Here is a 24439-nt window from a genome sequence, read left to right on the forward strand (position 1 = left end):
CTCGTTGGGGATTGGACTCCAAATCGCCGTGCTACTCAAAAGCGGGGGGACGTCGGAACGACGCAACGGTTGTCGAGCACCTGAAGGCAGCCGGCGCCCATTTCTTGGGGAAAACGAACGTCCCGCTGCGACTCGGGGACTGGCAGAGCTACAACGACATCTACGGAACAACCAACAACCCTTGGGATACGGAGAGGTCGCCGGGCGGGTCTTCTGGCGGATCGGCCGCCGCGTTAGCGGCCGGCTTGACCGGCTTGGAATTCGCCTCCGATATCGGTGGGTCGATCCGAAATCCGTCTCACTTCTGTGGTGTGTATGGCCACAAGTCTACTTATGGAATCGTCCCAACGCTTGGCCACAATCCTCTTGGCGTCGTATCTGCGCCGGATCTGAATGTCGTCGGGCCAATGGGGCGTAGTGCAGAAGATTTGGAACTGGCGCTAGACGTCGTGGCGGGCCCTGACCGGTTCCGGTCATCGGGCTGGAGACTGGTGCTTCCACAGCCGAAGGCGCGCACTTTACGAGATTTGCGCGTTGCGATTTGGCCTAAGGAGGATTTCGTTCCCACCTCTGCCGAGATATCAGATCGCGTGCAGGAAGTCGGAAAAGCTCTTGCTCGGGCTGGCGCGGTAGTCTCGGATCTAGCGCGCCCAGACATCTCTCCAAGGGAATCGCACAACACATATCTGAACCTGTTGGGATCGGCAGGACTTGTTAACCTTCCCGATGAATACTATTCCGTTACCCAGAGGGCAGCTGCAGAGTTCGATGCGAACGATGAGTCGCCGTTAGCGGTACTTACGCGTGCCCGCGTACTGGATCATCGAAGCTGGTCCGATCACGATGAAGCGCGTACCAACTACCGACTACGGTGGCGCGCCTTCTTTAGCGATTGGGATGTGGTGATATGCCCGATCTCCGCAACAATGGCCTACGAACATGATCATCGGCCCAAGCTTGAGAGAGTTCTCGCCGTCGACACGGCACGGACTTCGCACTACGAGCATTATTTTTGGGTAGGTCTTGCGACTGTCGCATATTTGCCGAGCACCGCTTTTCCCAGCGGGCTGTCAAGCGATGGGCTTCCAATTGGTCTGCAGATCATCGGTCCGGAATATGGTGATCGGACCACGATTGAAGTAGCCCGACTCATCGCACAAGAGCTTGGCGGTTTTCGGGCGCCGCCTGGTTTCGGGGCTTAATACCCACGGCCGAGCGTCTACATCTGGCCGAAAGCGGTCTTTAATGGCGGCGGCGAGGTTTCTCCTGTGGGCCAGGTAACAAAGGCCTTTCAGCGTCACGATCTGCTGCCGAAAGCCCCCGTGCCCACCAAACCAGGCCACCCATGCCGGACAGCTATGCGAACAGGTTGGTCCCCGCTTCGGCGAGCGGCGACATTCAACTAATTTTTTAGTTGACAGGCCCAGTCAGACCCGCTAGCGTGCCGCTCATCAACTAATGAATTAGTAAGGAGCCGCCGATGGCCCGCCCGGCCTCGCCCACGCTGACCAATTCCGAGCGCGCGATCCTGGAGGTGCTCTGGGCCCGCAAGGAGGCCTCGGTGCGCGAGGTGGCCGAGGAACTGTCGAAGAAGAAGCCGGTGGCGTACACCACGGTGCTGACGATGTTCAAGGTGCTCGAGCGCAAGGGGCTGGTGAGCTACCGCACCGAGGGCCGCGCCTTCATCTACAGTGCGGCGATCAGCCGCGGCGAGGCGCGCCGGCAGGCGCTGGACAATGTGCTTCGGCAGTTCTTCGGCGGTTCGCCCGACGTGCTGGCGCAGCACCTGATCGAGGAGCACGACCTTGACTTGGCCGAACTGCAGGCCCTGCAGGACCAGGTGGACGCCGCGCCCAAGCCGAGGAAGCGGAAATGAGCGATCGCTGGTTGGATGTCGTCGTTGCTATCGGCGTGCAGCACCTCTGGCAGAGTGCGGTGCTCCTGCTGCTGGCGTTGCTGGTCTTTCGGCTGCAGCGGCCGAGCACACAGGCGCGTTCGTGGATGTGGCTTTGCGTCTTCCTACTGGCGGCGGTGTCGCCTTTGGCGGTGTTGTTGCCGGGCGACGCGTCGACAGCGAGCGCGGTGACGAACGCGTCGATGGCGACCAGTGCGTCGGCAGCCCACGCAGCCGCCGAGGCACCCGTCGTGGCGGGCGAGGCATTACCCACTCGCGCGATGCTGGCAGCCTTGCAGCCGGTTGCGCTGCTGGCGTGGGCGCTCGGCACGCTCTGGGGCATCGGACGCCTGTGCACCGGCTGGTACCGGGCGCGGCGGCTGCGCGATACGTCGCGCAGCTCGCCCTATCTGGAGCGTCTGGTTCGCGGCGAACTGCCCGCCAATGCGATGGTCCGGGTGTCCGCCGGCATCCGCAGCCCGATGGTGGTCGGCCTGGCATACCCCTGCCTCCTGGTGCCGCGGGCGCTGGTGGCCGAACTGTCCGAGGCCGCGCTGCGCGACGTGCTGCGCCACGAGATCGCGCACGTATTGCGCGGCGATATGTGGTGGTCGCTGGTCCAACACCTGCTCACCGCTGTCTACTGGTGGAATCCGTTCCTGCGGCTGATCGCATCGCGGCTCGACCTGGCACGCGAGATGGCCTGCGACGCGTTCGCCGCCGGGCGCGGCGGCGAGGGCCGGCACTACGCGAATTCGCTCCTGCGCAGCGCCGAGCAGGCGCTCCTGCTTCCCAATCCTCCCGTGCTGGCCAGCGGCATCTTCGCCGGCCGCGCGGGCCTGCACCAACGCATAGAAGGACTCCTGGAAATGGACAAGCATGTTTCGCCACGGGGCAAGCCCGCACTGCTGCTGTTCGGGCTGATGCTGGCGTCGAGCGTGACGCTGACGCTCGCGGCCACGCCGCGGATGGGCACGACGAACGACGTACCGGAATCCCTGCACACGGCCGATGCCCGGCTGCTGGTGGAAGCGGCCGGCGATGGCCGCCTCGACGACGTGCAGGCGTTGCTGCGACGCGGCGTGGACATCGATGCCGTGGTGCCCGGCGACGGCACCGCGCTGATCGCCGCCGCGAAGGCGGGTGACCTGCCCATGATGACCTTGCTGCTGCGTAAGGGCGCGGACGTGGACCGTCCGGCGCGCGGCGACGGCAATCCGCTGATCATGGCGGCGATGGCCGGACACCAGGAAGCCGTCGCGCTGCTGCTGAGCTTTGGGGCGAGCGTCGATGCCATCGTCCCGGGCGACGAGACCGCGCTGATCAACGCCGCGCGCGGCGGGCACCTGCAGAGCGTCAGGTCTTTGGTCGCATACGGTGCCGACGTCAACCTCGGCGTGCGCGCAGATTTCGGCCAGTGGCGCTCGCCGCTGAACCAGGCGCGCGACCGCAAGGTACGCGATTACCTGATCGCCCGTGGCGCGGTAGCGGGCAACGGCTGATCGTCGACCGGCCGCAACGGCTACCAGAGGGAGCTCACCTTGAAAACGAACGCGATGCGCGGTGCCGGGATCCTCCCGGCGCTGATGGCGGCCTGCGCCCTCCTTGCCGCGGCCGGCGTGCAGGCGCAGGACCGCGAACGCGAGCCTGCGCCGGCCGGGCTGCAATCCGCACTGGCGCACGGCCTGCGCCCGAACCTGCTGAAGATCGGTGAGCCCTTGCCGCAATGGTCGCTACAGGCACGCATGGCGCACCATCGCGTGCCGGGCGTAGCCATCGCCGTGCTGAAGGACGGCCAGGTGGTGCAGGCGATGGGGTTCGGCGTGCGCCAAGCCGGCACGCAGGAGGCCATCGACGCCGACACCCTGTTCTCGGTCGGCTCGATCAGCAAGATCGCCACCGCGGCCACGTCGCTGCGGCTGGTCGCCGACGGCAGGCTCGACCTGGATCGCGACGTCAACGGCTACCTGCGCGCGTGGCAGGTCGCGCCGTTGCCGGGCGTCGCCAACGCGCCGGTCACGCTGCGCATGTTGATGTCGCACACCGCCGGGCTGACGGTGCACGGCTTCAAGGACTTCCTGCCGGGCGAGCCGTTGCCGGCCTTGCCGGAGATCCTGGACGGCACGCCGCCGGCGAAGAACGATCCCATTCGCCTGCAGCACGCGCCGGGCCTGAAGGTGGACTACTCGGGCGGTGGCACGATGGTCCAGCAGCGGGTGATCGAGGACGTCGCCGGCCAGCCGCTGGAGGCGGTCGCGCGCGCGCAGGTATTCGATCCGCTGGGCATGCATCGCAGCACCTTCCTCAGTCCGTTGCCGGCGGAGCGCGGCAACATCGCCCGGGCGCACGACCGCGATGGCGCGCCCATCGCCCTGCCGCGCGGCTGGCAGGCGTTTCCCGAGCAGGCCGCCTCCGGCCTGTGGACCAGCGCCAACGAACTGGGCGCCTTCGTCGGCGCGTTGATCCGGAGCTACCGCGGCGCGGACGGGCTGCTGCCGCAATCGCTCGCGCGGCAGATGATGACCGAGGTCGCGCCGAGCCCGCACGGGTTGGGCCCGCAGCTGGAAGGCGCCGGCGCCACCCGGATCTTCCACCACGGCGGCGCCAACGACAGCTATCACGCGTGGATCGAGGGTTACCTGGAAACGGGCGACGGCTTCGTGATCCTGACCAACGGCGCCAACGGCTACGCCCTGCACCGCGAGATCCGCAACGCGCTCTCCGATGCGATCGGGCTGGGCGTGAACCCACTGGTGCGCACCGTCGACCTGGATCTGGATGCGCCCATCTATGCCGATTACGTCGGCGTCTACCGGCTCGACCCCGCGGCACCGATGGACCATCGCAGCGGCCTGGCCGATTCCTTCGACGCCGACACGGTCGAAGTGACGATCGCCGACGGCGCGATGCGCATCCGGCTGCCGGACGAGGACGAACCGCGGACTTTGCAGCCACTGTCCCCCACCCGCTTCGCCGCGACCACCACCCAGTACGAATTCCACCGCGACGCGCACGGCCAGGTGCGGGCGCTGAGCGTGGAGCAGGGCAGCTCGCGCGCCTACTACCGCCGAGATTCGCCGTAGGAGCGCGCCATGCGCGCGATGCCGGCGACATCTACGGTCCCGCTATTTTCGGTCCCGTCGCGAGCCGGAAAGTACATCAGTGACCGGCATTCATCGGCTATGACGCGCCCGCGGCATCGGGCGCATGGCGCGCTCCTACGATAGGGCGGGCTGGATCAGCCTTGGGCAGGCATTCAAGCAGGACCCGTATCGCGGTGCGGCTTGAACCGGTGTCGGGGATACAATCGGATGATGGATTACCAGCTCGTCATCAAGTTCTGGCGCAAGTCCTTGGCAGATGAAGCGTTCCTCGCGACGCTCGAGAGCGAGTTGAAGGACGCGCTTGGCGACGCCGTCGAGCTCGAGGGCCATGACGTCAGCCCGAAGGAGATCAACCTGTTCATGCTGACGTCCGATCCCCGCCACTCTTTTCGACGGGCGAGAGATGTCTTGGAAAGATTGGGTGTGGTGCAGGGCGTTTCCGCCGCCTACCGCCTGGTCGGCGGCGCAAGATTCACCTCGATCTGGCCGCTACGTAACACGCGCAAGTTCACGCTTCCGTAGCGCCGTGTAAGCTTCCACGGCTTCGAGCTGTTCGCATACTGGCACTCTGGAGCAACATCTGGCCGCCTACGACGTTGAGCGCTGACAACACGGTCTTGCCGGCCCTTCTTCCGGTTCGGCCTGGGTCCGGATAACACAGGAAAAAACCATGGCGATCGAATGGCGTGACTCGGCCGATCTCGTGGACTGGGTGGAGCTGTCGGAGATGTACCGCCTCGCTCCGCTCGGCAACAAGAGCCCGACGTGGCTGGAGAAGGCCTTCTCCAACAGCATGTTCAAGTGCTTCGCGTACGAGAATGGAGCGGTCGTCGCCGCGGGCCGCGCCGTCGCAGACGGCGTCGATTACTCCTACCTGTGCGACATCGCGGTGCACCCGGCCCACCAGGGCCGCGGGCTCGGGAAGCAGGTGATCCAGCGGCTGGTCGACCGCTCGCGCGGGCATCGCAAGATCCTTCTGTACGCGGTGCCGGGAAAGGAGCCGTTCTACGCGGCCTTCGGCTTCAGGAGAATGCGTACGGCGATGGCTATCTTCGAGAACCCCGGCCAGGCGGCCGCCGATGGCTACACAGATCCGGCCTGAGGCCCGTCCGTCCGCCGAAGAGCGCCACGCGGTCACCACGGCGTCATGAAGCGCCTTTACCTTGCCGCGCACTCCAGGGGCGGGATGGCACGTTGGCCGAACAGGCGAAGCGGGGATTGGCACGCATGTTCGCCGAACAGGGACCGGTGCTGCGCGGATTCTTCGTGCGCCGCGGCGCGAACGACGAGGCGGAGGACCTGGTGCAGGAAACCTACCTGCGCCTGCTGCGGGCGCATGATCGCCAGGGCGGGGCGATCGCCAATCCGGAGGCGTATCTCTTCACGGTCGCGCTGAACCTCGCGCGCGAACAGGCGGCGCGCCGCCAGCGATCGCCGCTCCCGATCGACGACCTCGAGACGCTCACGGCGCTGCTCGCCAGCGAGGAAAGCGTCGAGGACGCCGCCGAACGCGCACAGAGGGCAAAGCGCCTGCAGGCACTGTTGAACAGCCTGCCCGGGCCTACCCGCGCGGTGCTGGTGATGCAGTACCGCGACGGCCTGAGCTACAAGCAGATCGCCGAGCGGCTGGGCGTCTCGCCGCACATGGTCAAGAAGCACGTGGTGCGTGGACTCTCCGTCTGCCGGCGCGCGCTGGCCGCTCCCGCGGAGGCGCGATGACCGAACCCGGGGACCATCCGGCACGCATCACGCAGGAGGCGGTGCACTGGCATGCGCTGCAACGCCAGGGCGGACTGGGCGCTGCGCAGCAGGCGCGCTTCATGGACTGGCTGCTGGCCTCGCCGGAGCACCTGCGCGAATACCTGGCCATCGCCCGGGTGGCGGGCGAGCTGGGCGACGTCCTGCGCGCGATGCCGATCGACCTGGAGGCGCTGATCGACGACGAAGCACCGCAGGCGGCACCCGGCAACGTGGTCGCGCTGCCCGTCCGGCGCCCGCCGCCGACGGCGGCGCCTCGGCGGCGAATGCGCCTGCCGCGCTTCGCGGCCGCAGCGGTCGCGCTGCTCGCGCTGGGCATCGGCATGCACTTCGCGTGGCCGCAGTCCGCGCACTACGCGGCGCCGCACGGTGCGCCGCGCAGTTTCGAACTTCCGGACGGCACCGTGGTGCACCTGAATGCCGAGAGCGCATTGTCCATGCGCTTCAGCCTGCTGCACCGTCGCATCGAACTGGCACGCGGGCAGGCGAGCTTCGTGGTGGCCGACGACCGTCGTCCCTTCGCGGTCCACGCGGCGCGCCTGCAGGTACGGGACATCGGCACCACGTTCGACGTTTCGCTGCAGCGCGAGCAGGCGCGGATCGGCGTGGCCGAAGGCCGGGTGCGGATCGTCGCCGCCGCCGGCGAAGGCCGGCTCCTGGCGGACCTGCGTGCCGGCCAGAGCGCCCGCGTCGACTATCGCGACCAGGCCGTCAGCGTGAGCCACGAGGATGTCGAGACGATGACGGCCTGGTGGACGCGACGTGTCGTGTTCCGCGACCTGCCGCTGCGCGACGTGGCCGATGCGTTCAACCGCCTCAATCGCGTCCACCTGCACGTGGAGGACGCGGCCGCCGGCGAACTGCGCCTGACCGGCAACCTGAGTGGCGACGACCTGGACTCGCTGCGCGCCTTCCTCGACGGGCAGCCCACGCTCAGGACGACGCTGGCCGCAGGCCGGATCCATGTCGGCACGCGGCGCCCCGAGCCCGACGACGTACAGCGCAGATAAGGCGAATTGCCCCGGTCGTGCTTCGTTGCGGTGCTGCGTGCATCGCCGCCGCCGTCGATGAAAGCCACGCCGCCGCCGGCGCTGTCAAAAAAATTTCATCGAAAAGCGGTGCCCGATCTCCGCTCCGGACCCTCGTAGTCCAGGCATGCGCGACCGAACCCGCGTCGCGATGCCCGATATCCCCCCACTGGAATCCACGATGCGCCGAATCCTGTTCCTCTCGATCGCCCTGGCTTTGCAAGCCGCAACCACCACCGCGACCGCACAGGAGGCCGGCGTCGCGACCGAGGCCATTCCGTCGCAACCCCTGGACCGCGCACTCAACGCGCTGTCGCGGCAGACCGGTCTGCAGTTCGTCTATGGCGCGCAGGCGGCCGGGAATCCCGAGACTCGCGCCATCCCCGCGGGCCTGCCGCCCGACGAAGGCCTGAAGCGACTGCTGGCCGGCACGGGATTGCGCCATCGCTATCTCAATGCGACCACCGTGACCATCGAGGCCGCGGGCGCCCCGGCTTCGGCCCCGGCCCCGGCGGCCCCGGGCGCCGCGCCGGACGCCGCCGCGGCGCCGCAGGCGCTGGCGCCGGTGCAGGAACTGGAAAGCGTCCAGGTGGTCGCCAGCTACAGCCGCAGCCTCGAACAGGCCGTCGACATCAAGCGGTCGAACATCGGGTTCTCCGATTCCATCGTCGCCACCGACGTCGCCGACTTTCCGGAGCAGAACCTCTCCGAAGCCCTGCAACGCATGCCCGGCGTGACGATCGAACGCAACAAGGGCCTGGGCACCCGGGTCAACGTGCGCGGCCTGCCGTCCGAGTTCACCCACGTCTCCATCAACAACCTGGCGACGGCCTCGGGCAGCGGCGGACGCGACGTGGAGTTCGACATCTTCGCCTCCGAGATCATCCAGCAGGTGACGGTGCAGAAATCGCCCACCGCCGCGGACGAAGAGGGCGGCATCGCCGGTTCGGTGCTGATCTCCACCGCGCGCCCGTTCGACTACGACGGCCGCAAGCTGGTTGCCTCGGCGGAAGGCGCCTACAACTCGATCTCGGAGGAAACCGACCCCAAGCTGTCGTTCCTGGCCAGCGATACCTGGGGCGACTGGGGCGCGCTGGTCTCCTTCTCCAAGGCGGAGCGGACCAACCGCACCGATTCCACCTCCGGCATCAACTTCCGGCCGATGTTCCGCTTCCTGGAGGCGTCGGATCCGCGCGGAAGCCAGGCCGCCGAGGTCCTCGAACGCGATGCCGGCATCGTCGTGCGCGATCGCACCGACCGCGACGAGACCGGCCGCATCATCTTCCAGGACAAGGTCGGCGACCGCGTCTACCTCGATGACCAGGACAAGTGGGGCGCCACCGCGTCGGTCCAGTACAAGCCGAGCAACCGCTTCAGCCTCACCTTCGACGCGATGATCGGCGGCTACGACACCACCGAGGACGAGTACGACGCCGCCGCCTACTCCGCCTCCAGCCGCAGCACGCTCGAGACCATCCACGAATACGACGCCACCACCCTGTCCGAACACGGCATGGTCGTGCTGCGCGACGTGTCCTACACCGCCACCCAGCACGAGTTCTTGAGCAAGGAGCGCATCAACCGGACCGACTACAGCCAGTACAGCGTGGCCATGGACTGGAAGGGCGACAGCTGGGGCATCGACGCGATGCTCGGCTACTCGGGCGCGGAGAAGACGCTCGACTACGCCAACCTCAAGCACGTGGCCTATGCGCCCTCGCGCACGCGCTGGACCGGCAACAGCGGCGAGACCATCCCCAGCGACAATCCCGACACCATCGACATGTACGACGCGCCGCAGGCGTACCTGTTCGAGGCCTACGAGACCACGCTGGAACAGGTGACCGACGACAAGTACGCCGCGCAGCTCGATTTCAGCAAGGCGCTCGACCTCGCCTTCCTGCCGGCGCTGCGCAACGTGCAGTTCGGCGCGCGCTATACCGACAAGTCGAAGGAGCGCCACTACGGCGAGCTCAAGATCACCGGGCCGGCCGCCGGCGACACCTCGTGGGTCGACACCCGCACCCTGGCCGACAGCCCGCTGCAATGGGTCAGCGACATCGTCCCCGGCGGCGCCTACGGCGTGAAGGACCTCGACTGGCGGCAGGTTTCCAACGAATACGCCCGCGGCGCCTTCCGCTATCCCGGCTTCGCCACCCCGTTCGACGAGGGCCAGTATTACCGCGTGGACGAGGAGGTGACCAGCCTCTACGCGATGGCCGATTTCGCTTTCGACCTGGGGAGCTTGCCGCTGGCTGTGAACGCCGGCGCGCGCTATGCCGACACCGCGGTGCTGTCCTTCGGCTACCACCCGGTGCAGAACGCGGACGGCACCACCGGCTATACGGATTCGCCGGTGTCCAGGAAAGGCGGCTACGACGACATCCTGCCCAGCCTGAACATGACCGCCGAGCTGTCCGACGGCCTGCTGCTGCGTGCGGCCGCGTCGGAAACCCTGATCCGCCCGCAGCTGACCGACATCGCCTACAAGCGCACCGCCAGCTGGAATTCGTTCCGCTTCACCGACGGCAACCCGGACCTGCTGCCGACCACCGCCCGGCAATGGGAAATCGGCCTGGAGAAGTACCTCGAGAACGGCGGCCTGCTGGCGGCGTCGTACTTCCGCAAGAAGATCGAGGGCGTCGTCGTCAACTCGCTGACCGGGGTGGTCGAGGACGTGGCGGTGTACAACGCCAACGGCACGCTCAACGGCCACTACGACTTCGACGTGTACCAGCCGGTGAACGCCGACGGGTCCTACGAGGTCGACGGCATCGAGCTGATCGCCCAGTTGCCGCTGTCCATGCTGCACGGCGCGCTCGAAGGCTTCGGCATCAACGCCAACTACACCAGGCTCGACAGTTCGCTGGCCGGCGAGTCGGACCTGGGCATCAGCACGCCGATGCCCGGCCTGGCCGAGAATACCTTCAACTTCACCCTGTACTACGACAATGACCGCTTCGATGCACGCCTGTCCTACAACCACAAGGACGAGTACGTCGAGTCCATCGGCTACAACATGTACCCGATCTGGCGCGACGCCTACGGCCAGCTCGACATGTCCATCGGCTACCGGTTGACCGACCGCATCAAGCTGACCCTGAAGGGCATCAACATGACGGATGAGACAACCGGCGGCTACACCATGGATCCGTCGTTCCCGACCATGTACGAGCGCTCGGGCCGGCGCATCAGCCTCGGCATCCGGGCCGATTTCTGACGCTGGCCATCGTTGTCCCGGCCGTGGCGGTCCACCTGGCGCCACGGCCGGACTCGCGGGCGCGCCTGCGCCTGCAGCAGGCACCGTCGCTCTACACGAAGAAGGAAGATCCCGATGCGTATCCCGCCACGCCTGCCGGTCGCGGCGCTCATCGCCTGGCTGCCGCTGGCGGCACAGGCCGCCGATCCGGACGAAGGGCGCCGCTGGCAGGCGGGCGATCACCATGTCCACAGCGAGTGGAGCGTGGATTGGGACCGGTCGACGTCCCCGCCCACGCCGATCCGCGGCGGTGATTCGCCTTACACCCGGACGCGCAACGCGCAGCAGGCATTGGCCCACGGCCTGACCTGGATGGTGCACACCGACCACGGCGGTCCCGGGCACTCCGCGGTGACGCGCGACCATGCCTGGCCCGCCCTGCAGCAGGCCAGGCGGGCGGTGCCGGCATTGATCCAGTTCAACGGCATGGAGTTCGACGTGCCGGGTGGCGAGCACGCCTCGCTGATCATCGCGCCGGGGCCGGAGGAGCGCGACCAGCTGGTCGCGATCGAACGTGAGTACGGCCGTGCCGAGCCGCTGGAGCCGGGCAGTCGCGACGACGGACAGCTGATGCTCGACGCCCTGGCGCACATGCGGACGCTGCCGGCGCCGCCGCTGGTGCTCATCAACCATCCGTCGCGGTCCGCCACCGGCATCGGCCGCTGGGGCGCGGTCGAGCCGGCGGAACTGCGCGCCTGGCACGATGCCGCGCCACGGGTGCTGGTCGGCATGGAGGGTGCCCCCGGGCACCAGGCCGCCTCTGTCCAGCGCGGGCTCTATCGGAACGCCGCCGCGCCCACCTTCGGCGGCTTCGACCAGATGACCGCCCAGGTCGGCGGCGTGTGGGACGCGATGCTGGCGGAGGGCCGGCGGTTCTGGATCACCGCGACCTCGGACTCGCACGTGAACCTGCGCGACGGCGGTCGCGACTTCGATCCCGGGCAGTACAGCAGGACCTACGTCTGGGCCCGGCACGAGGCCGGGGATATCCTCGACGGCATGCGCGCGGGGAGGATGTTCGCGGTGACCGGCGACCTGATCGATGCCCTGGAGCTGACGGTGCAGGCAGCCGGCGAGCCGGGCGGGGCCGCCGCCATGGGCGGTACATTGGTCATGCCGGCGGCAGCCACGATGCGGGTGGCGCTGAAGGTCCGCCAGCCCGCTCGGCCGAACTTCAACGGCCAGCGTCCGACGCTGGACCACATCGAACTGATCGTGGGGAGCGGCGGCGACCACGGCGAACCACGGATGGAAGTCAGGCGTTTCGGGCCAGACGACTGGAAGCGCGAGGGTCGGTGGCGCTCGTTGTCCTGGGAGCTGCCGGTGCCCCGGAACGGCGGCTTCGTGCGCGCACGCGGCACGAACACGGCGGAAGCGGCGCCCCTGGCGGACGTTCCCGGAGAGGATCCCTGGCAGGACCTGTGGTTCTACTCCAATCCCGTCTTCGTCGAGGTCGCGCCCTAGCGCGATCGATGTCGCCTCCCGTCGTCCCTGTAGGAGGGGCTTCAGCCCCGACCCCGGGAACCGCACCGAACGCGGGCAGATACACGCATGCCGCTTCCCGGCCGATACCACGCGCTTCTGTTGTCTGCCGCGATCTTCGGTAGGTCGGGGCTGAAGCCCCTCCTAAAGGGGGGCAGAGGATGGACGCTGTCCGGTATGTCTGTCCGATGCCGAAGTGGGCTTGCGCTGTTTCAGTAATGTTATAACATCGTGTGGCTTCGCCTTCCGACTCGTTTGCCATGCCCCGCGCGCCTGTTCTTCGCTCCGCCCCCGCCTGCTCCCCAATATTCATCGCCTGCCTGGCCGCCTTCGCGGGCAACGCCTCGGCCGAGACCGCGGCAACGGCCACCGACCTCGACGCCGTGGTCGTCACCGCCACCGCCAGCGAGCGCACCCTGGACACCGCGCCGGCCTCGATGTCGGTGATCACCCGCGAGGAGCTGGCCGCCCGACCGGTGTACGACCTTGCCGACGCCCTGCGCGGCGAGCCGGGCATCGCCCTGACCGGCATCGGCCTGGACCGGCGCGGGGTCAGCGTGCGCGGGATGGATCCCAGCTACACCATGACCCTGCTCGACGGCATGCGCGTCAACAGCTCGATCGGCGCGATCGCGCACAGCGACTACGACCTCGGCTGGATGCCGGCCGCGGCGATCGAGCGGGTCGAGATCGTGCGCGGGCCGATGTCCTCGCTGTACGGCTCGGAAGCGCTGGGCGGCGTGGTCAACGTGATCAGCCGCAGCGCCACCGACGCCTGGATCGGCAGCCTGAGCGCCAATGCCGGCGAACCCGATGCCGCCGGCGGTGCCCGTCGGCAGTTCGGCGTGTACGCCGGCGGGCCGCTGGTCGCCGATACGCTGGGCCTGAGCGTGTTCGCCGAACGCAGCCGCACCGACGAGACGCCGAATCCACTCGAACCCGGTACCAGCCGCCGCGAGGGCCGTGACGCCGACAGCGGCAGCGCCACCCTGAGCTGGACCCCCAACGCGTTCCACCGCGTCGACCTGCGCTGGCTCGGCGGCCGCGAGGAGCGCGTGCGCCACGGCCTGCAGAGCGGCGCCAACCCCTACATCTACGCCTCGCGCGACGAGGTCGACCGCGACCAGTGGGCGCTGTCGCATCGCGGCCGCTGGGGCTGGGGCGAGAGCGGACTGCGCGCCAGCCGCGCCAGCATCGACAAGATCAACCACCGCGCGCCCGGCACGCCCACCGGTCCGCAGCACCTGCGCGACGAGATCGTCGATGGCCACGTCTCCAAGTGGTTCGGCGGCAGGCACCGCGTCACCGCCGGCGGCGAGTGGCGCCGCGAATCACTCACCGACACCCTGGTCAACGACGCCGGCCAGGACGAGGCGGTCCACCGCGCGGTGTTCCTGCAGGACGAGATCGCACTGGCCGACGGCTGGGACTTGGTACTCGGCGACCGCTACGACCGCCACCGCCGCTTCGGTGGCCAGCACAGCCCGCGCGCCTACTGGTGCACGAACGCGGTGACTGGGTGTTCAAGGGCGGTGCCGGCCGCGGCTTCAAGGCGCCGACGCTCAAGCAGCTCTCGCCCGAGTACTACACCACCATCGCCGGGCTGCTTGAGCTGTACGGCAATCCCGAATTGCGCCCGGAGGTGAGCACCACCTACGAGCTGTCCGCGCAGGTTCGCGGCGACGGCTGGCACGCGCAGGCGACCGCATTCGAGAACCGCCTGCGCGACCTGATCGAGATCGTCTGCATCGAGCGCTGCGGCCAGCCCGGGGTGATGGACGTCAGGACCTACCGCAACGTCGACCGCGCGCACCTGGCCGGGATCGAGTTGGCCGGCGCGGTCGACCTGACCGCGACGCTGGCGCTGGAGGCCAACTACAGCTATCTCGATGCGCGCGACGAGGATGCCGACCGCAAGCTGGAGATGCGCCCGCACCACAGCGGCGCGGCGACGCTGGCATGGACGCCGGTTGACGCGTTCACCGGCCGCCTGCGCGCCGAGTACATCGGCAGTCAGCTCGAGTACCCGAGCCGCGGACCGGCGATCGAGGTTCCGGCGGACACCCTGTACGCATTCGACCTGCGCTACCGGATCAGCACCGCGCTGAGCCTGCGCGGCGGCGTCGACAACATCACCGACGCCCGCCAGGACAGCATCGACCTGGAATACCCGTACCCGCAGATGGGCCGCAACTACTACGTCGGCTTCGACCTGAGCTTCTGAGATGACGCGTATGTCGCGATGGCTGCTGGTGCTCGCGGTCCTGTCGGCGTGGGCGCTGCCGGCGCCCGCGGCCGAACCGTTGCGTGTCGTGGTGGTGGCGACCGATTTCACCCTGCCGGGCAAGACGCGCAAGCTCGATCGCTGGGGCCGCGCACACGGCGTGCGCGTCGAGCACCTGTCGATCGACCGGCCGCCGCCGGGCGGGCCGAGCGAATGGCTCGCCGGCGCGGGCCTGGTGATCCTCGACGCGCCGGTGGCCAGCCACGCCGAGCGCGTGCACGCACGGATGGCGACCGCCCTGGCCGAGCACGGCCTGCCGTGGATCGCGGTGGGCGGTGGGCCGCCCGCCTCCGCCGGGCTGCAACCGGGGCAGGCGCAGCGGCTGGCCGGGTACTACCGCGAGGGCGGCGAGCGCAACTTTCGCCACATGCTCGACTGGCTCGGCCGCTGGCATCGCGGCGAGGCCAGCGATGCGGTGCCGCCGCCGCAGGCGATGCCGGCGTCCGGCTACTATCACCCGCAGGCTGCGCAACCGTTCGCCGAGCTCGACGCCTATCTCGACTGGCAGCGCGCGCGCGGCCACGGCGACGGTGCGCGCGTGGCGCTGGTGATCTCCAGCCATGCGCTGTCGTCGATGCAGCTCAGGGACATCGACGCGCTGATCGCCGCCGGCGAGGCACGCGGGTTGCTGCCGATCCCGCTTTGGTTCGAGCGCGACGATCCGGACGGACTGATGGATGGACTGCGCGATGCCGGCATTGTCGCCTTGGTCAACCTGACCCACCTCGGCAACGGCGAGCAGCGCAGGCGCGATTTCGCCGCGCTCGACGTGCCGGCGCTGATCGCCTCGACCGCGCGCGGCGTCAGCGTCGACGAATGGCGCAGCGCGGCCAGCGGCTTGAGTCCCGCGGCGATGGCGACGCTGCTGGCGGTGCCCGAAGGCTGGGGCATGAGCGATCCGGTGGTGCTGGCCGCGGTCGAGGACGGCGAGCCGGTGCCGATCCCGGAACAGGTCGAGCTGCTGGCCGACAAGCTCGCCGCATTGGCGCGGCTGCACGACACCGCCGCCGCCGACAAGCGCCTGGCGCTGATGTTCTGGAACTACCCGCACGGCGAGCGCAACCTGTCGGCCTCGCAGCTCAACCTGCCGCGGAGCCTGGAGCGGGTGACCGCGGCGCTCGCCGAGGCCGGCTATCCGGTGACCGCGGCCACCGAACAGGCGGTGATCGACGCCGGCCAGGCGCTGTTGGCCGGCTGGTACCGCCCCGAGACCCTGCCCGATCTGCTCGAACGCGACCTCGCCGCCACCCTGCCGCTGGCCGAGTACGAACGCTGGCTGCGGACGCTGCCGCCGCGCCAGCGCGAGGCCCTGCGCGAGCATTGGGGCGATCCGGCCGACAGCCCGGCGGTGGTTACGGCAGATGGCGCGCCCGCGTTCGCGATCCCGCGCTGGCAGCTCGGCGAACTGGTGGTGCTGCCGCAGCCGCCGCGCGCCACCGAGTACGGCGTCGCTACCCACGACGGCGCGGTCCCCCCCGCGCACGCGTACCTGGCCGCCTACCTGTGGCTGCGCCTGCGGCACGATCCGCACGCGCTGATCCACTTCGGCACCCATGGCACCCAGGAATGGCTGCCGGGCAAGGACCGCGGCCTGTGGGCGCACGACTGGCCCAGCCTCGCGATCGCCGACCTGCCGGTGTTCTATCCCTACATCCAGGACAACATCGGCGAGGCGATGCAGGCCAAGCGCCGCGGCCGCGCGGTGACGATCAGCCACCAGACCCCGGCGTTCGCGCCGGCCGGCCTGTACGACGAACTGCGCGACCTGCACCACCTGGTGCACGAGTACCAGATGGTGGACGAGGGGCCGGTGCGCGAGACGGCGATGCGGCGCGTCCGCGACAGCGCGATCGCCGCCGACATGCATGCCGACATCGGCTGGAGCGAGGCTGCGATCGCCGCCGATTTCGACGGCTTCTTCGCCGCCCTGCACGACCACCTGCACCAGCTCGCGCGCAGCGTGGTCCCGCTCGGCCTGCACGTGTTCGGCGTGCCGGCGGCGCCCGAGCACCGGCTGTCGACGGTGATGCAGCAGCTCGGCGACGACTACTACGCGGCACTGGGGCTCGATCCGCAGGAAGTGTTCGCCGAGGACTTCGCGCAGCTGCAGGCGAGCGCACCGTACCGGTTCCTGCAGCGCTACCTGCGCGCGGGCGAATCGCCGCGGGACATCGACGATCCGGCGTTGCGCGCGCTGGTCGAGCGCGCCATCGCCAGCGACCGCCGCCTGGCCGAGACCGGCGAGATCGAGGCATTGCTGGCCGGACTGCGCGGCGGCTTCGTGCCGCCGGGTGAAGGCGGCGATCCGGTGCGCAACCCGGAGGTGCCCAGCGGCCGCAACCTGTATCCGTTCGAGCCGGACAAGATCCCCACCCACGCCGCCTGGCAGGCGGGCGGGGAGGCCTTCGAGCAGCTGCTCACAGCCCATCGCCAGGCGCACGGCGGGGCTGCGCCGAACAAGCTGACCTTCGTGATGTGGTCGGTCGAGACCGTACGCCATCTCGGCGTGGTCGAGGCGCAGGTGCTGCACGCGGCCGGCCTGCGGCCGGTCTGGGGCCGGGGCGGCGAGGTCGAGCGCATCGAGGTCGTCCCACGCGCCGAGCTCGGACGCCCGCGGATCGACGTGGTGGTGCAGGTGACCGGCAGCTACCGCGACCAGTTCGACGGCTTCATGCGCAAGCTCGATACTGCCCTGCAGCAGCTGTCGGTGCTGGACGAGCCCGGCAACACGATCGCCGCCAACAGCCGCAGGATCGCGGCGTCGCTGGCGGAACGCGGCGTCGATGCCGAGCGTGCCGCCACGCTCTCCCGGCTGCGCCTGTTCGGCAACGCGCCCGGCGACTACGGCACCGACCTCGCCGATGCCGTGCTCGATTCGACCGCCTGGGAGACCGAAGCGCCGCTGGCCGAGCAGTTCCTGGCGCGGCTGCAGTACGGCTACGGCGGCGACGACTGGGGCACCGGCGGCGGCGCGCTCGGCAACCTGCTGGCCGACCAGCTCGCCGGCACCGACGGCGTGGTGCTGCCGCGCTCGTCCAACGTCTACGGCGTGCTCAACACCGACCACGTGTTCGAGTACATGGGCGGACTGTCGATGGCCATGCGCCACATCGACGGCAGCAGCCCGGCGCTGTACCTCAGCGACCTGCGTACGGGGGCGCCGCGCACCACCACCGCCGCCGAGTTCCTCGCCACTGAACTGCGCAGCCGCTACCTCAACCCGCAGTGGATCGGCGCAATGCAGCAGGAAGGCTACGCCGGCACCCTGCAGGTGCTCGACGTCGCCAACAACCTGTTCGGCTGGCAGGCCACCGCGCCCGGCACCGTGCGCGCCGACCAGTGGCAGGCGCTGCACGACACCTACGTGCGCGACGCGCGCGGACTCGGTGTCGACGCCTGGTTCGAGCGCCACAACCCGACCGCACAGGCGCAGCTGGTCGAGCGGATGCTGGAGGCGGTGCGCAAGGGCTACTGGGACGCCGACGCGCAGACCCGGCGCGAGCTGGCGCAGCGCTGGCAGGCGCTGACCGCCGAGCACGGCGCCGATGCCGGTGCGCAGGCGACCCGCGAGTTCATCGAGCAGGTCGCGTCCGGTTTCGGTCTGGAGGCGGGGGCGCCGGTGCAGTCCGAGGCGGCCGCAACGCCGCCCGCATCGGCCGATACCGCGATGCCCGAATCCGAATCCCGACCCGCGGCCGCCGAGGCCGCGCCCGTGCGCGGCCAGGTGATGCAGGAGGTCGAACGCGCGGCGGCGCCCGAACCGCCCTGGCAGGCCTGGCTCGGCGGCCTGCTGCTGCTCGCCTGCATCGGCCTCGGCGGCTGGCGCCAGGCCCGCATCCCCTCACAGTCCTGGAGTCACCCATGAACGGTTTCGAATCCGCCCTGTACCAGATCGCGCACGTGTTCCTGATCCCGGTGCTGGTGCTGGTCGTGCTGGCGCTGGTCTACACCTTCTTCGCCCTCGGCGGCTTTCTGGTCGAGGCCTGGCAGCGTCGCGACCGCGGCTACCGCTCGCCACTGGCCGCACATCACGCTGCCACCGGCGCCAGTTCCGCGGAGATGGAGCTCTGGGTCATGCACCGGCTCGAATGGCTGCGCATCACCGCGCGCAGCGCGCCGATGCTGGGCCTGGTCGCCACCATGATCCCGATGGGCCCGGCGCTGCTGGCGCTGACCCGCAACGATGCCGCCAGCGTCGGCGAGAACCTGGTGGTCGCGTTCTCCTCGGTGATCCTGGCCCTGATCAGCGCCTCGATCGCGTTCCTGGTCCTGACCGTGCGCCGACGCTGGCTGCTGCAGGAGCTGGTGGCGATCGAGCGCGCGCAGGCGCTACAGGGTGGAGCGGCGGCCTGATGCGCTTTCTCGAGACTGACGAGCACGACGATCCGATCCTGTCGGTGGTCAACCTCGTCGACCTGTTCCTGGTGGTGATCGCGGTGCTGATGATCATCATCGTCAGCAATCCGCTGAACCCGTTCTCCGACAAGACCGTGGTGGTGGTGGAGAACCCGGGCCAGGCCGACATGCGGATGCTGGTCAAGGACGGCGAGGAGCTGCGCGAGTACGAATCCAGCGGCGAGATCGGCGAGGGCGAGGGCGTCAAGGCCGGCGTCGCCTACCGCCTCGCCGACGGCCGCATGGTGTACGTGCCGGAAGCGCCGGCCGGCGACGCGGGCGGCGGTGCAGCCTCCGCCGACGGCGCCGCGCAATAGCGAAGCGTCCGCGTGAGCGGTGGCGCGCGCGCAATTACCGCAGCGCGCGCCAGCGCGCGTACCGCGCGACCTTGTCCGGCGACGGATCCTCGCGACCGTTCAACCAGAAGTCGAACCAGTCGAGATTGCGTTCGGCCGATTCGCGCTGCAGCTGCGGTGCGGCCAGGTTGTGGCCCGTCTGCGGATAGATGACGAATTCGGCGGGCATGCCGGCGCGCCGCGCGGCCTTGGGAAAGCCGAGCATGAAGAGCGCGGTGCCGTAGGCGCCGCCCTCGAACAGGCTGGCGGTCGCGGCGCCGGCGAAGTGCAGGTTGGGGGAGTCGCGCAGGTAGCGCTGCGGCGCCTCGTACAAGCTCGCGCCCAGGATCGCGTCGTGGATCTCGCGGTTGGCGTATTCGTTCATCAGCTCGTACATCACCACGCTGCTGGCGGCGCCCTCGGCGAACGAGGCCGCGCGGAAGATGCGCTCGCGTCCCATCAGCAGCGGCCCGAGATAGGCGCCGTGGCTGTGGCCGGAAATGCCGAGCCGCGCCGGATCCGCGACGCCGGCATCGACCAGCGCCTGCACGCCGGTCGCGATGTCCCGCAGCGGCAGGTCGCCGCCGCGCGCGGCGACGTCCATGCCGTAGCTGTGGCTGCCGCCGTAGTTGGGCACGAACACCGCGATGCCGCGCTCGGCGAGCGCCTCCAGCGGGTGCGGCCAGTAGGCGAAGTAGGCGGCGAAGGCGTCGGGAAACGGAAACGACGGGCCGCCGTGCACATGCGTCACCAGCGGCCAGGGCGCGCGCCCGCGGTCGTCGTGCGGCGGCTCCAGCAGCCAGCCCGCGATCTCGACCCCGTCGCTGCCGCGCCAGCGCACCTCGCGCGCGCCGAATCGCACGCGCGCGGCGACGGCGGCGTTGAAGGCGGTCAGCCGCCGGACGCCGGCGGCGGTGCGGACGTGGATCTCCGGCGGACGGGTCAGGCTCTGGTTGACGAACGCGACGATGGAGCGATCGGCGGAGAAGCGGAACAGCTCACTGCTGCCGTCGAGGCCGGCGACGGCATCGGCGGGCCGCCGGCCGTCGGGATCGACCGCGAACAGCGAGCGCACCCCGGCGAACGTGCTCTCCACCAGCAGTTCGCGTTCCGAGGCGACGGTGACGCGCAGGCCGGAGGGATAGAACTCGCCCGGGTGCCAGCGCTGCGTCGGCGGCAGCGGCGCCGGATCCACCAGCGCCCAGTCCGGGAACGAATCGCTGACCCACGGGTCGCGTTCGCGGATGCGGCGCAGCAGCAGCCTGCCGCCGGGCGACCATTCGCCGCCCTCGTAGCGCATCCCCAGTGCGTCACGCGCCGGCGCGGTCGCCTCGGCCACCGCCTCGAAACGGCCCGAGGCAGCATCGACGACGCCGACGCTGGTGCGGCCGCCGCGCGGCTGCGCCGCGGCGTCGGCGATGTAGACCACCGAGAGCCGGCGTCCGTCGGGCGACCAGGACAGGCCGCCGACGACCTCGCCGGGCACCTCGACCGCGACGGCGCCGCCCTCGCGCTCCATCAGCCACAGCCGCGGCGCCGGCGCGTCGGCCGTGATGTCCCAGTGCGGATTGACGAAGTCGTGCGCGCTCAGCGCCTCGCTGTCGACCACGATGCCGGCGTCGTCGTTGCGGAACCGCTCGTACAGCGACGGTGCCGGATCGGGTCGCGCCCGGGTCAGATAGGCCAGGCGGGCGCCGTCGGCGGATACGCTGAAGCGCTCGATCGGCGCCGCCGCCCGGGTCAGCGGCCGCGTCCGGGTGGTGGCCGGATCGAAGGCGTGGACCTGGCTGCCGTCCGCGCCGTCGGCGAGGAACGCGAGCTCGCCGGTGCCCGCGATCCAGGCGAAATCGCGGCCGTCGGCCAGCGCCTTGGGCGTGGTGGCGATATCGGTCTGCAGCGCGTGCAGATGGACCCTGGCGGCGTCCCGCGCCTGCTCCGGCGCGGCCCCGTCCAGCGCGTACACCAGCCACTCGCCGTCGGCGGACAGGGCCAGCTCGGTGACCCGCCGCAGGCGGAAATAGTCGTCGACCGCGAAGCCCGCTGCCCGCTCGCTGGCCGCGGCATGCGGCGCCGGCATCGCCAGCAGGCAGGTGGCGACCAGGACCAGGCAGGCCGCCGGCATCGCCGTGCGCAGGAATCGGCGCATCGCGGGTCGCGCTGCCGGGTGGGCGGATCCGGCTACCACTGCCGGGCCAGCTGCAGCGAGACGTAGCGGCCGAACGGGCTGGCGTTGGCGGCGTCGTACAGCACGCCCATCAGGCTGTCGCCGAACCGCGGCGGGTCGCGGTCCAGCAGGTTCTTGACGCTGAGCGTGGCGCTGACGCCGGCAAGCGCGCCGTCGCCGTAGGCGCTGCCGTCGTAGCGCAGCGACAGGTCCACGGTCGTCCAGGAACCCATGCGCGAGGGCGGCGTGGAGAACGGGTTGCGGTAGTCGCCGACGTAATTGGCGTACAGGCTGGCGCCGTAGGCGCCGCGCATCCAGCCGAGTCGGGCGCGGGCGCGGGTGTCGGCGGGCTTGCCGACCTCGTTCAACAGGTCGAAGGCCGGGCTACGCGCGGTGACGCGGCGGGTGTGGTCGAGCGTATAGGTCAGGTTGAGCTCGAGGCTCAGCTCGCCGATGCCGGTATCGAACGCGCCGTCCAGGCCCAGGTCGAGCGCACGCATCGTCTCGACGGCGACGTTGCCGAGCCGGTTGTCGAACAGCACCAGGTCCGGGAACACCTCGAGGATGTCCTGCGTCGCCGGGTCGAACGCGGTGCCGGTTTCATTGCTGATGAAGCCGTCCTCGTCCAGCGCCAGCGCGGCCGCGGCCAGGTCGGCGCCGGGCGCGAAGACGATCAGGCCGGGATAGCGGTCGGCGCGCTCGAGCACCAGCTCGCGATCGGCGTTGACGCTGGGCTGCTCGATCCTGCCGTCGTACTTCACCTCGAAGTACGAGACCGAGGTCTTCAGCCAGCACGCGAACGGCGGCAGGTAGTCGAAGCCGAGGCTCCAGGTCTCGGCCTCCTCCGGCTGCAGCGTCGCGCCGGTGCCCTGGGTGAACAGCACCGGCACGCTGGCGCCGGGGCGCGCGGGATCGGACACCAGCTCCAGGAATGCCTCCGTCGATGGCTGCAGCTCGACCAGCGCCGGCGCCCGGAACGCGGTGGAATAGGCGCCGCGCAGGGTGAAATTGGCGCTCGGCGCCCAGGTGATGCCCGCCTGCGGGTTGAAGGTGCCGCCGAAATCGTCGTACTCGTCGTAGCGGCCGGCCAGCGACATTTCCAGCTGCCGCAGGCCGGGGCGGTCGCCGTCGCGGACGATCGGCAGCACCACCTCGGCGAACGCCGAGTTCACGCGGCGGTCGCCGTCGAAGCCGGTCTCGCCGTCGACGGTGCGCGCGTAGCCGTCGCGGCGATGCTCCACGCCGAACGCGGCGCGCGGCACGATGCCGCCGAATGCGCCCAGCGGGCCGTCGGCCACCGCGGTGAAGCTGGACAGCGTGGAGCGGCTGTCGCTGCGCGAGGCGTCCTCGAAGGCGAAGCCGCCCAGGTCGATGAACAGCTCGGTGTCGTTGGCGTTCTCGGCCACGCTGGTGCCGGCGGACACGTCCAGCAGCCAGTCGTCGCCGAGCCCGATCCGGGCCCCGGCCGAGGCGCTGTAGCTGTCGTTGACGTTGCGGGCGTCGGTGTAGCTGTCCTCGTCGGCGCCGAGGAAATAGCGCAGCGCACGATCCTCGAATTTCTTGCGGGTGTACAGGGCGTCGGCGTACAGCTCCACCGCGTCGGTGAGCGAGAACCGGCCCGAGGCGAAGCCGGAGTGGCGCCAGGTGTCGGCCTGGGCGTTCAGGCTCAGCTGGGTCATGTCGATCTCGGGATTGTTGTGCAGCGAGAGCAGCCCGGCATCGGCCAGGTCCAGTGCCCGGTCGCGGCCGTAGTCGTAGGCGACCACGAACCCGCCGCGCTCGCGGTCGATGCCGGCGATCTGGCTGAACTGCAGCCGTTCGCCGCCCGCGTCGGCGGCGCCGAAGCCGAGCCGGGTCTCGGCGCCGCTGAAGTCGCGCCGGGTGATGAGGTTGACCACGCCGGCGACGGCGTCGGCGCCGTACACCGCCGAGCGCCCGCCGGTGACCACTTCGACGCCCTCGATCACCGACAGCGGCACCGTGGAGACGTCGAACACGCGCCCGCCGATGCTGCCGGCGCGGCGGGTGCCGTTGACCAGGGTGAGGGTGGACTGCGCGCCGAGCCCGCGCAGGTCGACCGCCACCGCGCGCGAATTGTTCAGCCCGCGCAGCTGCGAGCCGCCTTCGTTGGCGAAGCGGCCGTCGGGCGTGACCTCGGCGAAGTTCTGCGGCAGGTGCTCGAACACTTCCTCCAGCGAATTCTGCCCGGCGTTCCGGAAGTCCTCGCGATCCAGGTGGATGACCGGCGCCGCCACGTTCACCCCGCGCAGGCGCGTGCCGGTGACCACCACGTCCTCGAGGGTGGACAGGTCGTCGTCGGCCGGCGGCGGCGGTTGCGCCGCCGGATCCTCGATCAGCAGCACGCCGGCCGCGCTCCTGCGGGCCGACAGCCCGGTGCCGCGCAGCAGCAGGCGCACCGCGGCGTCGGGATCGTGGCGCCCGGACAACGCCGCGCTGGTCCTGCCGCGGACCACGGCGCCGTCGAACACCACCTGCTCGCGCGCGGCGTCGGCGAACGCGCGCAGCGCCGCGCCCAGCTCCTGTTCCGGAATGTCGAACGCGTACACGGCCCGGCCGGCGGAGGCTTGCGGCGGCTCGCGCTGCTGCGCCGCGGCCAGGTGCGGCGCGGCCAGCGCCAGCAGGATGGCGACCGTGCAACGCTTGCGGACGATGCGACGACCCGCGCCGGACGACGGGCTGGATGACGGGCTGAACGACATGGGATTTCCCCTCCCG

Annotated in this window: 16 protein-coding genes and 1 pseudogene; 15 read left to right on the forward strand and 2 right to left on the reverse strand. The window is 69.9% G+C overall.

Features of this window, described 5'->3' with window-relative positions:
- The 15 genes and pseudogenes from FXO19_RS16960 to FXO19_RS17030 all read left to right on the forward strand — a co-directional run.
- On the forward strand, positions 1-1202 hold a 1202-nt coding region (locus tag FXO19_RS16960; RefSeq protein WP_149196303.1), incomplete at its 5' end, for an amidase family protein.
- A 278-nt stretch (positions 1203-1480) separates the two neighbouring features.
- Positions 1481-1876, forward strand: coding sequence for a BlaI/MecI/CopY family transcriptional regulator (locus FXO19_RS16965; protein ID WP_149196304.1), 396 nt, complete (start codon positions 1481-1483; stop codon positions 1874-1876).
- Complete coding sequence (locus tag FXO19_RS16970; protein ID WP_149196305.1) at positions 1873-3396, forward strand: M56 family metallopeptidase; 1524 nt, start codon at positions 1873-1875, stop codon at positions 3394-3396. The genes FXO19_RS16965 and FXO19_RS16970 overlap by 4 nt, the downstream gene beginning before the upstream one ends.
- Before the next feature lie 39 nt (positions 3397-3435).
- Entirely contained in the window at positions 3436-4977 is a 1542-nt protein-coding gene (locus FXO19_RS16975) for a serine hydrolase domain-containing protein (protein WP_223115537.1), read from the forward strand.
- Between the two features lie 228 nt (positions 4978-5205).
- Positions 5206-5520 (forward strand): hypothetical protein, encoded by a 315-nt coding sequence (locus tag FXO19_RS16980; protein ID WP_149196306.1) that lies wholly within the window; start codon positions 5206-5208, stop codon positions 5518-5520.
- A 148-nt stretch (positions 5521-5668) separates the two neighbouring features.
- A complete protein-coding gene (locus tag FXO19_RS16985) occupies positions 5669-6100 on the forward strand; it encodes a GNAT family N-acetyltransferase (RefSeq protein ID WP_149196307.1) in 432 nt (143 codons plus the stop codon).
- A 125-nt stretch (positions 6101-6225) separates the two neighbouring features.
- A complete protein-coding gene (locus tag FXO19_RS16990; protein WP_149196308.1) occupies positions 6226-6717 on the forward strand; it encodes an RNA polymerase sigma factor in 492 nt (163 codons plus the stop codon).
- Positions 6714-7766, forward strand: a complete 1053-nt coding sequence (locus tag FXO19_RS16995; RefSeq protein ID WP_149196309.1) for a FecR family protein — start codon at positions 6714-6716, stop codon at positions 7764-7766. The genes FXO19_RS16990 and FXO19_RS16995 overlap by 4 nt, the downstream gene beginning before the upstream one ends.
- A 199-nt stretch (positions 7767-7965) precedes the next feature.
- On the forward strand, positions 7966-11004 hold the full coding sequence (locus FXO19_RS17000) for a TonB-dependent receptor (RefSeq protein WP_149196310.1): 3039 nt from the start codon (positions 7966-7968) through the stop codon (positions 11002-11004).
- A 114-nt stretch (positions 11005-11118) separates the two neighbouring features.
- Complete coding sequence (locus tag FXO19_RS17005; protein WP_149196311.1) at positions 11119-12507, forward strand: CehA/McbA family metallohydrolase domain-containing protein; 1389 nt, start codon at positions 11119-11121, stop codon at positions 12505-12507.
- 455 nt (positions 12508-12962) lie between these two features.
- A pseudogene (locus FXO19_RS17010) lies at positions 12963-13958 on the forward strand (TonB-dependent receptor plug domain-containing protein); the annotation flags it as partial.
- Between the two features lie 86 nt (positions 13959-14044).
- Positions 14045-14749: a TonB-dependent receptor domain-containing protein gene (locus FXO19_RS19660; RefSeq protein WP_255516481.1), complete on the forward strand. Its 705-nt coding sequence runs from the start codon at positions 14045-14047 to the stop codon at positions 14747-14749.
- A gap of 10 nt (positions 14750-14759) precedes the next feature.
- Complete coding sequence (gene cobN, locus FXO19_RS17020) at positions 14760-18674, forward strand: cobaltochelatase subunit CobN (RefSeq protein ID WP_223115538.1); 3915 nt, start codon at positions 14760-14762, stop codon at positions 18672-18674.
- Complete coding sequence (locus FXO19_RS17025; RefSeq protein WP_149196315.1) at positions 18671-19162, forward strand: MotA/TolQ/ExbB proton channel family protein; 492 nt, start codon at positions 18671-18673, stop codon at positions 19160-19162. Before cobN ends, FXO19_RS17025 begins: the two co-directional genes overlap by 4 nt.
- Positions 19162-19521 carry a DUF2149 domain-containing protein gene (locus FXO19_RS17030; protein WP_149196316.1) on the forward strand — a complete coding sequence of 120 codons (360 nt, stop codon included), beginning with the start codon at positions 19162-19164 and terminating at the stop codon, positions 19519-19521. Before FXO19_RS17025 ends, FXO19_RS17030 begins: the two co-directional genes overlap by 1 nt.
- A gap of 34 nt (positions 19522-19555) precedes the next feature.
- Here FXO19_RS17030 and FXO19_RS17035 read toward each other — a convergent pair whose 3' ends face one another.
- On the reverse strand, positions 19556-21685 hold the full coding sequence (locus FXO19_RS17035; protein ID WP_149196317.1) for a S9 family peptidase: 2130 nt from the start codon (positions 21683-21685) through the stop codon (positions 19556-19558).
- Between the two features lie 32 nt (positions 21686-21717).
- Positions 21718-24423, reverse strand: coding sequence for a TonB-dependent receptor (locus tag FXO19_RS17040; RefSeq protein WP_187775826.1), 2706 nt, complete (start codon positions 24421-24423; stop codon positions 21718-21720).
- Positions 24424-24439: the final 16 nt, after the last annotated feature.

Source organism: Luteimonas suaedae, from assembly GCF_008312895.1.
Lineage (GTDB): Bacteria > Pseudomonadota > Gammaproteobacteria > Xanthomonadales > Xanthomonadaceae > Luteimonas > Luteimonas suaedae.

Excerpts from the sequence above, each read along its gene's own strand:
- FXO19_RS16970 (WP_149196305.1), top strand. The coding sequence starts at position 1,873 with ATGAGCGATCGCTGGTTGGATGTCGTCGTTGCTATCGGCGTGCAGCAC.
- FXO19_RS17040 (WP_187775826.1), bottom strand. The coding sequence starts at position 24,423 with ATGTCGTTCAGCCCGTCATCCAGCCCGTCGTCCGGCGCGGGTCGTCGC.
- FXO19_RS17030 (WP_149196316.1), top strand. The coding sequence starts at position 19,162 with ATGCGCTTTCTCGAGACTGACGAGCACGACGATCCGATCCTGTCGGTG.
- FXO19_RS16985 (WP_149196307.1), top strand. The coding sequence starts at position 5,669 with ATGGCGATCGAATGGCGTGACTCGGCCGATCTCGTGGACTGGGTGGAG.
- FXO19_RS16990 (WP_149196308.1), top strand. The coding sequence starts at position 6,226 with ATGTTCGCCGAACAGGGACCGGTGCTGCGCGGATTCTTCGTGCGCCGC.
- FXO19_RS16965 (WP_149196304.1), top strand. The coding sequence starts at position 1,481 with ATGGCCCGCCCGGCCTCGCCCACGCTGACCAATTCCGAGCGCGCGATC.
- FXO19_RS17000 (WP_149196310.1), top strand. The coding sequence starts at position 7,966 with ATGCGCCGAATCCTGTTCCTCTCGATCGCCCTGGCTTTGCAAGCCGCA.
- FXO19_RS17025 (WP_149196315.1), top strand. The coding sequence starts at position 18,671 with ATGAACGGTTTCGAATCCGCCCTGTACCAGATCGCGCACGTGTTCCTG.
- FXO19_RS16995 (WP_149196309.1), top strand. The coding sequence starts at position 6,714 with ATGACCGAACCCGGGGACCATCCGGCACGCATCACGCAGGAGGCGGTG.
- FXO19_RS17005 (WP_149196311.1), top strand. The coding sequence starts at position 11,119 with ATGCGTATCCCGCCACGCCTGCCGGTCGCGGCGCTCATCGCCTGGCTG.
- cobN (WP_223115538.1), top strand. The coding sequence starts at position 14,760 with ATGTCGCGATGGCTGCTGGTGCTCGCGGTCCTGTCGGCGTGGGCGCTG.
- FXO19_RS17035 (WP_149196317.1), bottom strand. The coding sequence starts at position 21,685 with ATGCGCCGATTCCTGCGCACGGCGATGCCGGCGGCCTGCCTGGTCCTG.
- FXO19_RS16980 (WP_149196306.1), top strand. The coding sequence starts at position 5,206 with ATGATGGATTACCAGCTCGTCATCAAGTTCTGGCGCAAGTCCTTGGCA.